General features: G+C 52.2%; 8 protein-coding genes. 7 read left to right on the top strand and 1 reads right to left on the bottom strand.

Annotated features, from left to right (window positions below; all coding sequences use genetic code 11):
• Positions 1–73 precede the first annotated feature (73 nt).
• The gene (locus tag Fuma_RS14225) at positions 74–1372 is read left to right on the top strand and encodes a hypothetical protein (protein WP_145944170.1); all 1299 of its coding nucleotides are present in this window, start codon (positions 74–76) and stop codon (positions 1370–1372) included.
• A 262-nt stretch (positions 1373–1634) separates the two neighbouring features.
• Positions 1635–2396, top strand: a complete 762-nt coding sequence (locus tag Fuma_RS14220; protein WP_077024710.1) for an MBL fold metallo-hydrolase — start codon at positions 1635–1637, stop codon at positions 2394–2396.
• A 1-nt stretch (position 2397) separates the two neighbouring features.
• Here the strand turns inward: Fuma_RS14220 and Fuma_RS14215 are convergent, their stop codons facing one another.
• A complete protein-coding gene (locus Fuma_RS14215) occupies positions 2398–3519 on the bottom strand; it encodes an ISAs1 family transposase (protein ID WP_077022466.1) in 1122 nt (373 codons plus the stop codon).
• A gap of 602 nt (positions 3520–4121) precedes the next feature.
• On the opposite strand from Fuma_RS14215, the gene Fuma_RS14205 reads away from it, so the two are divergent.
• The 5 genes from Fuma_RS14205 (at position 4122) to Fuma_RS14185 (ending at position 12493) form a co-directional block, all read left to right on the top strand.
• A complete protein-coding gene (locus tag Fuma_RS14205; RefSeq protein ID WP_077024708.1) occupies positions 4122–4925 on the top strand; it encodes a S1 family peptidase in 804 nt (267 codons plus the stop codon).
• Between the two features lie 62 nt (positions 4926–4987).
• Positions 4988–5290 (top strand): transposase, encoded by a 303-nt coding sequence (locus Fuma_RS14200; protein ID WP_077023269.1) that lies wholly within the window; start codon positions 4988–4990, stop codon positions 5288–5290.
• Entirely contained in the window at positions 5287–6165 is an 879-nt protein-coding gene (locus Fuma_RS14195; RefSeq protein WP_077022414.1) for an IS3 family transposase, read from the top strand. The genes Fuma_RS14200 and Fuma_RS14195 overlap by 4 nt, the downstream gene beginning before the upstream one ends.
• Before the next feature lie 233 nt (positions 6166–6398).
• Positions 6399–11210, top strand: coding sequence for a hypothetical protein (locus Fuma_RS14190; protein WP_077024707.1), 4812 nt, complete (start codon positions 6399–6401; stop codon positions 11208–11210).
• Between the two features lie 53 nt (positions 11211–11263).
• The gene (locus Fuma_RS14185) at positions 11264–12493 is read left to right on the top strand and encodes an ISL3 family transposase (RefSeq protein ID WP_077022615.1); all 1230 of its coding nucleotides are present in this window, start codon (positions 11264–11266) and stop codon (positions 12491–12493) included.
• Positions 12494–12580: the final 87 nt, after the last annotated feature.

Raw genomic sequence — 12580 nt, 5'->3', positions numbered from 1 at the left:
ATTCTGAGAACTCAAACCTGGATCGGTACTTTTGATCGCTCTACGATCGGCTCCGTGAAAGGAGCAGGTTCGCATGTCGACGATGCTGTATCTCGATACAGCACGGTTGGGACAGATGTCCCCAACAGCGCTGAAAATGCAGTGCGACTTCGTCCGCCTGATGGCCGAAGACCCTTCCAGCCTGTACACCGAACAATTCCTGTTTGAAGGAGTCACCGCGACACCCGAGATTCCTCAGCGATTCCCTGAACTTACTCGCTGGCCCGGTATTGAAGGCCTTAAACAACAGCTTCGTCAAACCTTTGCTGAGAACACCACTTCCGACACGAAAGTCCTGCTGGCCAGTCGCACGACCAGCCTGATGCAGTCGGGGATCCGTTCTCTCGTTGCCGCCGGCCGACGTCATCTGCTGCTCACTGATCTCACCTGGCCGCCCTACCGAAAATGGATCCAGAGTTTCGCACGTCTTCGCAGAATCAGACTATCGCTCTTGCCGCTACGCAAGCGAATCTGGCAACAGGGATTCACTGCTGATGATGTCGCCAGGGAGATTCTGAAATACGTCCGTCGAAACCGGAGTGACAGCCTCTTTCTGCCGGCCGTCACGCACACCGGCATCCGTCTGCCGCTGCCAACCATTCTGCGGTCATTGTCGGACAGTTCGACGAACGTTCGCACCGTCATCGACGCGTCCCAGGCTTACGGCCACATCAACACCGGCGACTGGACCCACCTCGCCGATTTCACTTTCGGCGGCTGCCACAAGTGGGTCCGGTCCTACCTGCCGCTGGGCGTGGGTTTTGCAAGACAGCGGGACGGCACACGATTTCGCAAAGAACTCTCTCGTGACCCGTTGTTTCAGTTTTGCGACGCGACTGCCTTGGGGAAGGGGCCAATGGAAACCGTTAACGTGACACCGTTGTTAACGGCACAAGGTGCCGTGACGGATCTGGTGTCACGTTCGTCAAGACCCCGTTCAGGAAATGAAGCCTGCGAATGCCGAACCCGGTTGAAACGATGCCCGGGCTGGCGAATCTTGACTCTGCCTCGGTGTCTTCGCTCAAACATCATCCTGATTCAATCCGCAGAATTATCCATCCGCAGGTTCCCGAAACATAGGCTTCGTCAGTTGTTGGCAGAACACCGAATTTCAGCAACAACCTACGGCAACGGAGTCGTCCGCATTTCCATTCCGGATTCAAACCCCGACACGCACAGAACAATCCCGCATCTGGTCACTGCAAGGCTCAGTCGGCTCAAGGGGCGCACACAACCAAGAGTGTCGACGAATGCAGCAGAAGCGGCTATTTGCTGTCAGGAGCACGACTCCCAAACGCCAGTGGAAATGCCTTCGTCGTTAATTCGGTCATGATCATCTGCAGGGGTGGCCGGAATCCGTTCGGATGAACTGAAAGCTGCTTCGGTTGGTCTCACCGAAGCTCAATAGGTGGAGAGAAGATGAACTTTGTGCCATTGGCAGATGAGTAGAGATCTCCCCACGCCCGCACTCGTTGGGGCTCGGCGTGGATCACGAAAATGCCGTAGATTCTCCTCGTAAGGCACAATTGCCGACGCATGGCAGTTCGATTACCATACAGTAGAGAGGCGCGAGTCAGCGAGAACACATTCTTACGGTGGAAACAGAATCGAAGCCCGAGCAGGCACGATTGATGACGATCACGATACGCATGTTTCCAGCTGGTAACGGCGATTCGTTTCTGGTGACAGGATCACAAGACAATGCGTTCGCGATACTGATTGACGGTGGGTATTCAGCTACATTCAGGGAGCATATTCATCCGCATTTGAAAACGCTCTCCTCCTATGAATGTGCGTTAGACCTTGTGGTTGCCACTCATATCGACGCCGACCACATCTCCGGCCTCATATCGCTTCTTCGTCAGAACGAAATCGCTGACTTACTGACGCCGATTCCAATTCGCAATATTTGGCACAACGGCTTTCGGCATTTGGCTGAAGCAAGTGCTGATGGGCAGGAATTAACCCGTGCGGAGTCAGAGATCCTGCTTGAAATCAAGCGAAAGGGCTTTGCTAAAGCGACTGAAGCTTCCGGTGCGAAGGAGGAAATCAGCGCTCATCAAGGAAGTTCGCTGGGAAAGCTGATCGTTGAAGGTGGCTATCCGTGGAACGATGCGGCTGCCGGAAGAGCGATTCAAGCTGGCGTGCTACACACGATCCGTGATGCAGCTCAGATTGAGGTAATAGGGCCTTTCGACTCACGTCTTGCTGAGTTGCGACGATGGTGGATCCGCGAATTACGGAGTCTTGGAGTAAGCGCGATTAGCTCCGATGCAGCAACCTATAGCGACGTGTTTGAGTTCATTTGCTCGCATGAACGAATCGCCGGGGTTTCAGTCAGGGGGATTGCACGTTAAGTCATTTGCCGAACAGGACTTTCGCGAGGTATGTCTCATCCCAGGCAGCATTGAGTCTTTTGTTTTTGATCCCCACCTTGGCTGTGGATTCGTTTTTCAGAAGACTCAACGCCGTGCGGCGAAGGATGCTGAAGTTCATATCTGCGTGGCCTTTGCGGATCCTCGATTGATCTTCCTGGAAAGTGACGTCCAGTTGCCAATGCAAATTGTTCTCGACACCCCAATGGCTCCGCACAGCTTCGGCGAAACGACGGCCGGAGACATAACGGCTTAAAATGTAATAGCGGATGCCGATGCACATTTTGCCGTCGCGGAGAGTGTTGTTGATCGCGATCCCGATCGCCTTCAGGTTCTTCCAGCGATGTGCGTCCGGAAGATCCTCCGGCGCACGACAGATCAGATACTGTCGCAAATCTTCGCGGCCGCCGGTGTTTTCTTTCGTTTCAAATCGTCGCACCGGACAGCGTGCAAAGTCATCTTCCAAATGGTCGGCGAAGAACGCGACGAGACCTGCGTGTAGCGTGGGCTGATTGCCTTTCGCGGCAAGACAATAGTCCGCCTCTGCGTCGACAATCTTCGACGCGATTTCCGTTTGGCAACCCATGGCGTCAATCGTCACTAAAGCACCGGAAACCTCGATCAATTCCAGCAGTTTGGGAATCGCCGTAATCTCATTACTCTTCGCATCGACGACGACTTGCCCGAGACTGATATGATTGGCTGTGGCCCATGCACTGACCATGTGGATGGCCGACTTGCCACTGGCTTTGTCATAGCTGCGACGGAGTGTCTTACCATCGATCGCGATGATTTGTCCGTCACTGATTTTCTGCAGAGAAGTGATCCAATTCAGTAAGCACTTTTCAAATTCTGCAGGACGAATCAGAGCGAGGATGGCGTTGAAACGATCGTGCGACGGAATCCCTGCGGACAGATCGAGATACTTCGCAAACCAATCTCGTTTCGTTCTGCCAAACTTCGCAATCGCGACAAAATCATCCGCGCCACTGATCACAGCACAGACTGCAATGAACAGAATATTTTGAAGCGGATAGACCGGCTCACCGCGCCTTGGATCCGTAACATCAGAGAAATGATCGACAAAACTGGTGGACAAAGGCATGGCAGGAATCCTTTCGCGGCTCAAACATTTCAGCACACATAGCAGCGTGAAACATCACACTGACACTGAAGGTTGCCATCTATACCATCTTATCCAATGTCGCGCAATCCGCCTAGGGTTTCAGTGCAGCAGATTTCGTCGCGACAGTTGAGCGACGCTGATTTGTGCAAGATATATGAGCCCGACACTTCGGTCACAAACGGCAGTTCAATTTCCTTCGTTCTAACGACGGGATGTTTTAGGCTATTGTTTCTAGGCGACTCTTTCTCAGAAGACACTGTTTCGTGGTTCGAATCAGCAGCGTCACCGGTGCCAGTCTTTGATCTCATCAAAGTCTCGCATCACGGAGCGTATCGCAATACAAGCCCAAGGTTTCTTGAGCTTTTTGACGCTCCCCGATTCCTAATCTCTACGAATGGGAGTCGACACAACCACCCAGACTTACCAGTGTTACGTGCGATCGTGGATCGCCCTGCAGCCTTCCATCGAGATCTTTTCTTCAGTCATCCGACACCAGAATCTGAGGCAATGAAGTCGTATGTGAGCAAGTCGAATGCATCGTTCTCGATTCACGAAGCTTGCCAAGAAATTGAGCTTCCCGAATGAGTTCTTTATTAGAAAGTCAACTGCGTTCTGCGACGTGTCTTGTCGCCTGTGGTGGCGAGTCCGCGACAGCGTGGCTAGTATCACATAACCGCGTGCTCACAGCGCGGCACAGCATTATTCCAGCGATCGAAAAAGATGTACCAATCCGACTGACGTTCTATGCAGTCGCGGCAAGCGATCAAGAGCAGGTTTGTGAAGCAACGCTTGTCGCTGAACACTCCGAATTGGATACTGCACTCCTTTCATTTGCGGCTAGCATTGATCGCAAAGAACTGCCAATTCAGGACAGTGTGCCACGGGAGGGGAAAACTTGGCTTACATTCGGATTTCCAACAGGAAAAACGATGATCGGCCACCGTCTGACCGGGACGATTGCAACCACATTGCCTGAGCCAAGATGTGGAATTGATTTAGACCTGACGGTATCGCCTGAGGCACGTCTTGATTCCTACAAGGGATTGTCGGGATCTGCAGTTATCGTCGACGATTTCGTAGTTGGACTTTTACGAATCACCGTGAACGGAACAGTCGCCGCCATAAGCCTTTGCCAATTGAGTGGCTTTCTGCAGTGTTACGAGGTACTCGAAACAGAATCAGATGAGTCCTCGGATGCACAAGCTTACCTTCCGGACTGGGATGGCTTCCAGAATTCCTTGGAAGAGAGAATACTTCGGTCGTCCACGCGATACCTCTTTATCGAAGGGAATCCAGGCGGGGGAAAGTCGACGTTCTGCGATCAGTTTGTACCGAACGCTGAGGAGATTGCGCATGTCGGCTCCTATTGCCTTCGTGAGCCCTGAGGTGGTACAGGTTTCAGGGACACGTGAATCTCTTATTTTGAGTCCGTAGAAAGGACCTCAGGATGTCTCGGAAGAAAAAAACATCAGTCAAGAAATCGTCTCGCCGTCAGTACACGGATGAGTTCAAAGAAGAAGCCGTGCAGCTGCTTCTGGATGGGTACACGGCTCCTCAGGTTGTGGACCGGTTGGGCATTTCAAACGTCAACGTTTTGTATCGCTGGAAACAGGAGCAGCTGGAACAAAGTGGTCCAGTGGCAAGCTCTTTGGAGGCTAAGGTCAAGGACCTCGAAGCCGATCTGCGGCGTGTCGAACGTGAGAGGGACATACTAAAAAAAGCGTTGGCTATTTTCGGCCGCAACGAATAGCTGACGTCTATGCGGCCGTTGAAGCGATTGTTCAGGAAGGTCATGGAAACGTGGCCGAAGTCTGTCGTCATCTCGGTGTGAACCGAACTTCGTTTTATGCCTGGCAGACTGCTGAGCCCACGATCTTTGAAGAACAGGATGCTCAACTGGCTCCGTTGATAAGAGTCATCTTTAAGTGTCACCGCCGCCGCTACGGGGCTCGTCGCATTGCCGAAGACCTCAAGGAAATGGGACTTCCCTGTGATCGCAGGAAGGTCTCGAATGTCATGAAAGCCCTTAAATTAAAGGCAATTCAGCCGAAGTCGTTCGTTCCAAAAACGACAGACAGCCGTCATCGACTGGGCTATTCGCCGAACCTGTTGCTCGATGCGGACGCCCCAACAACGATCAATCAAATTTGGGTTGGAGACATTACCTACATCCCGCTGACTGACGGGACGTTTTGCTACATGGCGATGCTGATGGATCTGTTTTCCCGGCGGATCGTTGGTTGGCATCTGGATAACAACATGACGGAACAGCTGGTCCTCAAAGCACTGCGTTCGAGCATCAAAGAACGACAGCCTGACGTTGGATTGATTCACCACACGGATCGAGGCGGCCAGTACGCTGGCAATGAATACCGATCAATTCTTCGTCGGGCAGCAATCACACAAAGCATGAGCCGTGCTGACAACTGTTATGACAACGCATCCATGGAAAGCTGCTTCGGAACGATCAAGAACGAACTCGAAATGACCGATTACCAAAGCAAGGCAGAGGCAAGAAGAGAGATGTCAAAATACGTCCGCTACTACGTTCACGAACGCAGACACTCCAGCCTCGATTACAGGTCGCCAGCTCAGTTCGAACAGATCATCAATCTCCCAAAATAAGAGAATGACCTGTCCCTGAAACCTGTACCACCTCACCCAACGTCACCTCAAACCCCGTTTATCGCGCGCAGCCAGACAGCTTCTTCGACTGGCTCATCACGAAGACGGCAGCAATTTTTGGTGGTCGACCGCCCCGGTTTGAACGACATCGATACGACGAGCTCATTGAACTGACAAGCCGTCTGCTGGAAGACGCAGGAAAACAAAGCAGCGCAGCTGGCCGCGTCTTTACATTGTTCCTCGACGGGCTTGATGAAATTGACGCCAATTCCCTCGGCAAACTCATGGGGATACTTCCTGCTAGACTTCCAGAAAACGTAGTTATCGTTCTGTCAGGACAGAGTGTCGAAGTTCTGGGAGCAACACTGAGAGAACGTGTCTCCAGCGGTGACGCAGTCCAACTTCCAAAGCTTGAGTTGGAAGTGTGTCTTTCGTACTGCAGTGAAGTCTTGCCGGAGGCGTTGGCATCGAACTACGTCTTTATTCACTCGCTTTGTGTCAAGGCGAATGGTCATCCACTCTACCTGAACTACTTAATTCAGTTTGCCAAGGCGAATCCATCTGCTGAGGATCTAGATCAGTTCCCAACGTTCGTAGACAGCATAGAGACTTATTACGAACAGCTTTGGACACGCATACTCGATGATCCACACTCCGTTAACCTGTTGGCCATGATTGCAAGGCTGAGGGAACCAATTGATCGATCCGAGCTGGTTGGAGTCTTAAACCAGCAGGAGCGAACGGCGTTCACCAGCAGTATCGCCGGGATAAAACATCTCCTAGTACAATCTGACCAAGTTGAAGTGTACCACGATTCCTTTCGTGAGTTCGTCGCTTCGAAGACAGAGGAATTGGGAGAGGTCACTCACAGTCGTTTCGCCGCGTACGGATTGAGTGGCGACACAGCAACCTACGGGAAAGTTAACTCCGTTTATCATCACGTTCGCGGCAACTACGCCCAGAGACAATCAATCGCCTCCATCTGCACACAGAACTGGGCAGACGTATGTGTGAAATGCGGAGTTTCACCCGACAATGTCCTTGCAGATGTCGCCGATGCTGTCGACACGGCTACCAGCATCGGTGATCCCGTCGCTGTGAATCGGCTTCTACTGTTATCTCAGCGGCTTTCTTTTCGCTATGACCATCTTCTTGCGCAGTCCGCTGGCCTGCTGGCTGACGCACTGATCGGCCTGGGGCGGCCGGCCGAAGCAATATTGAATGCAACGCGGTACGGTTCGCTAATCGTTCATCCACACGATGCACTTCCAATCACGTATGCTTTAATTCGCAATGGCTGCCATGATGAAGCAGTGTCGCTTTTGGAATCGGTTGATCATTTTCTGTCGTTGCGGTTGGACACGAGCGAAATCGATGTTGACCAATTCCTGAATATCTGGGTCAACAAGGCCCGTTGTGTTGTGTTGGCTGAATTGGCTGGCGTCACTGGTTGCGGTCAGAAGATGTGGGCTATGCAGCGATACGTCATGAAGGCCATCGATCGCTCGATACGCGATATCGATCCGACGGCAGCAAGGGCAAACCAGTTACTTTTTCACTCAATGACAATGAGTGACTTTTTTTCCTTGTCCGGGAGGTACATCGACAATGAAACGATGCGGCGTACACTTGGCCAACAGTCGGTGACGGTTGAGGATGATGACCTACTCTATATTCGTGTCGTAACGGTCTTGAATTACTGCCATTTCAGAGAGACCTTTCGAGTTCCGGTTCGGCCTCAGCTGATGCCCCAACTGATCGACGACATTCGTGAACTGATATGGTTTGGCAGCGATGTGGACGAGAAGCTCTTGCTTGTTTTTCTCGATTGCCTGATTCGACTTGGCTGTGAATCGACGCTTGTCTTCCTCGCGGCTGGAGACTCGCTTCCGGGGAAGCCTTCGAAGGTTGGACTCGTCTTGAAAAATGGCGTTGATGCCGACTTAGATGTGTTCGATCAGTGGGAACGTGAATGGCGCGTGTTTGGCTTTGCAAGTACTTCAGCGAAACAGCCGGAAACGTCCCCCTTTAACGCGACCGCGTGGCTTCAGTCGATCGCAGAGGCAACGGCTGCTATCGCATTTCTCGAAGGAAGGATGCGTCGCGCTCTAAGTGATGAAGACGAGTTTGTTCGGCGATCAACCAGCGAGGCGATGGCCAATCTCGTCCGGAAGACGATCAACTTCACTTTGAAGGAACGTGTCGAATGGGAACATAGCTACCTCCTTCCTGAGTCTCTGATTCCACAACTCTTCCGGACGCTGAGCAATGCCGTCTGTTCTTGTTTCCCGGAACACAAGGCAGAATTGATCAATCTCCTTACTGCTCGTTGTGACGACCAGTTTGGGCTGTACACCGAAGGGTTCAGGACCGCATGTCGGTTTGTCACAGATGTCTACACTCGCCACGACGAAGGAGACACACGAGCTGATCGGGCCGCTTGTTTCTCGTTGTTGGAGACATGGCGAGACCATACGATCAGGTTTGTGGAAAACCGGCATGAGTTGACGCCTGAACTGCTTATGCTCGTGGATGGATTCTCCCGCATTGGAGCAGTTGAAGAGGCTGGCAGAATCTACGACACGTTACTCAGCAGGTCGATGGGGCCGACGTGGTACAAGGAAGATCAGTTCGGCCTGATGATCTCAGCCTTAAAGGCTATTCCCGCTGACGAGCCGGTTTCAGATGCATTGCCGCGTATCGCTGGTTATCTCGAAGCGGCATCAGGTGAAATGACGTTTCAGCGATTCGTTCGGTATGACAAAGCGAACTTTATTGGTGAGTTGATTCGCCGGAAGCAGTTTGGAGCCGGCCTCAATTACTTTGTTCAGCAAAGCACTGGGAAATGGGAGCAGCTGTCATCCAGATGGGGCAGACAAACAGTTGACATGCCTGCTCCGCACATCGGCAATCGATACTTGGTGGATCGCATTGACGAACAGGCGTCGATTCTGAAAATTGTGCGAGCGGCAGAGGCAACAGATTGGAGACTTCGGTGGGGATTACTTGAGTTGTTCCTCCTCGGCGATTTTCGCCACGTCGGGGATTTCGCAACGGAATTTGCAGCGATTGTCAACGAGGCTGCAGGCACAAATTCAATGGACGAATTCGCGAACCGCATTGCACTTGCTGTCGAATCTGATGTCCCGGACGAGGAACTGGACACCTTCATTGGATCATTTCGCTCCACACTTGACGAGACACATCGCAAACACTTCTGGCCGGAGACTGAGGCCTCAGACCCTACTGCTGATTCTGCAGCCACGACCGAGCCGAATGTGGCAGACGAGGACCAGAAACAAAGACTTGATGACGAAATGTTCTCTCCCGGCATTTTCGGTAGACGGGACGCCATCGCGAATGCGAAATCAGTCGTCAAGTCGGCGATTGCCGAACGGAATCTGGGAAATGCGAAACAAGCCAGAATTCACTTGAGTACTGCATTGCAATTGCTTCAGGAAGGCGGATGGCCACTTTGGAATAATGATCTAAAGATTGCCGACACCATCCTGGCGGCCCTTAGCAATTCAAGTTCTGGCCCAGATCAGTTGCTGGCCTCGCTCGGACCAGCTATTGCGAAGGAACGCTATTCTCCGCAGTGGAAGGTAGCAGAACGATTAATCGAAATACTCGCTGACCACCTCACGCCACAGCAACGACAGGACATACTCACTGATGTCTTGAGGCACGTCGAGCTAATGGTCGGGACGGCTGCAGAAGAAATTTCTGAGTTCGATGACTTAGGCTCAGACGAACGCGGCAGGAACGAAGAACTATTCGCCTTTCTGTTGAACTTTTTGGAACATCCGCTGTGGATTCGGCGAGAGAAGGCTGCGGAAGTGGTAATGTGGGTCGTCAGACACTCGACCGATTGTTTCGCACAAGCTGCCAGAATCGGTTTCTCGATGGAAGTCGGAAACGGCCCGGACGTTTGCTGCGGCATAGTCGATGTCTTGTCAGCTGATAACCCCGCTGGCACTTGGCAGAAACTGCAGGCTGCCCTTGATCTGGCTGCAACTTGTGAATCACTCAATCACATTTCACGACTGGTCATTCTGGAGCGTGTTGCCAGCCGAGTTGGGGACGCGGGAACTGCATCTGGTTCGGATATCGCCTCGAGGGTCGGAGATAAATTTAGATCTGGTGCAATTGCACTCGCTACATCCAAGCACGCACAGCTTCCGAACTGGACTCGCTGCTTAAGTGAGCAGCTGAACGGACTACGGGAATACAATCTGATTACTCCCGAGTATATTCGGAACATGGCGCAGAACTTAGAAAGACAATGCCATCCGCTGCCGGTGGTGGGTGCTTTTGAGCTCCAAAGACATGTCTTGGACACATTTCGAGCGCCCCCAAATTGGCCATTGAATAGCTGGGAAGCGCGTGTCCGTTTCGCAATTAACTGTGAGCTATTGCCTTATGCGTCAAAGAAGAACTATCGGGACATAGAAAGACTGTTCCGCGTCTATAGTCCATCAATACCGTTTGAATTTCGGCAATGTCGTTCAGCATTGCAATTTCAAGACATTAGGGAGTCGATACTCTCGGAGGCTGACTACACCGCAGCAATCGGCGATGACGAGTATTTCCTCTTACAGTTCAGTGAATTGAGCGCGGAAGACGGTACGCTTCTTGAAATCGATGCAGTGGTGGTTTCAGGAAACTGCGAAAGCCCCCCCGAGCTGGATACGGTGATAGACATCACTGATTTTCCAAATCCGGACGTTGTTCGTGCGCCGCACGAGACCTGTATTCAATTCAATCCTGATTTCTCGTTTCTTGGGTCGTACTGTCCCGCAGTGCCATTGGCAGGTTTCCTTAAGGCATCGGGAGCCACTGAGGTAGATATCTTGCGGGTATCATGGCGGGCAAAACGTAACTCGGAACATTTGAACTTTGGCAAGCCGTCAGCCCAGGGAGCTTGCCTGGCAGTCCGAAAGTCCGCGGTCAAGCTGCGCGAGAATCAAAATTTGGCGTGGATTATCAGTGCAAATCACGACCTTGTCGCAATGGTAAACCAAGATGACTCAAAGATAATTTAGGGGTCCATCCGGGTTCTTTGTGGGTGAGGCGTTAATTCGTTAGTTTTCGTGGGATGCAGGGAACAGACTTTTACGAACAGATTTTGGGACTGACGGGGCCGTGGTTTGTGGCGGACGTTCAGCTGGATATGGAAGCTCAACAGGTCGACGTTTTCGTCGAACATGGCGAGGGCGAAACTTTTTGCTGTCCGGATTGCGACAGGCAGCTGCCGTGCTATGACCACACGAAGTCTCGCAAATGGCGGCATCTGGACACGATGCAATTTGCGACCATCCTTCATGCCCGCACGCCTCGCGTGAAGTGCCCGGATCATGGCGTCAAACAGATCAGGCTTCCCTGGGCGGAAAAGAACAGCCGCTTCTCATTGTTCTTTGAACGCTTCGCCATCGACGTTCTTCTGGCCACACAAACCGTGAAAGGGGCGTGCAGCATTCTGGGGATCTCATGGGATGAATCGTGGCACATTCTGCAGAAGGCGGTGGCTCGCGGGAAGGATCGCAAACAATCGAAGAACCTCCCTCGAATCGGCATCGACGAGAAAGCCTTTCGAAAACGACACAACTACGTCACGCTGATCTATGACTTGGACAAGAGCACTGTCGAAGCGATTTCCGATGGTCATGACACGGCAGCCGCTGATGCCTGTTTCGATCAGCTTTCCGACAGTGAAAAGCAGTCTGTGGAGGCGGTTGCGATGGACATGAGTGCCGCATACGTCAAGAGCACCAAAGGCAACATTGCATTGGCCGAACAGAAGATTGTGCACGACCGCTTTCACATCATGAAGCTGGCAACCGAAGCCGTCGACAAGGTCCGTCGGTCGGAGCAGAAGAAGCTTCGCGCCGAAGGCGATGATCGATTGACGGGAACTCGGTATCTGTGGCTTTCAGGCCAGGAGAATCTCAGCGAAAAACAGCAGGAACGCTTTGATGCCGCATGGAAGGCAGAGTTACTCACGGGCAAAGCGTGGGCCTACAAGGAGATGCTGCGAGACCTCTGGGTTCATGACACTCCGGCAGAGGCCACGACGTTCTTCAATGACTGGTACAAGCGAGTCATCCACACAAAGCTGGAGCCAATGAAGAAAGTCGCTCGCACGATCAAAGAACGCTTAGCCAATGTGGTGAGCTACTGCACTCACGGAATCACAAACGCCGTCGCCGAAGGAATGAACAGCAAAATCATGGCCATCAAACGAAGAGTCGGCGGATACCGAAACCGCGACAACTTCAAAACCGCCATCCTCTTCTACTGCGGAGGACTCGACCTCTACCCACAATAATCCCGGATGGACCAATCCTTTGGTCTAAGCGGCGCGTAGAACTAAGACGTGTATCAGATTATCCGCAACATCGAACACGGTAACCCG

Origin of the sequence: Fuerstiella marisgermanici (genome assembly GCF_001983935.1) — a bacterium.
Taxonomy (GTDB): domain Bacteria; phylum Planctomycetota; class Planctomycetia; order Planctomycetales; family Planctomycetaceae; genus Fuerstiella; species Fuerstiella marisgermanici.
This window is presented reverse-complemented; position numbering and strand designations above follow the sequence as displayed.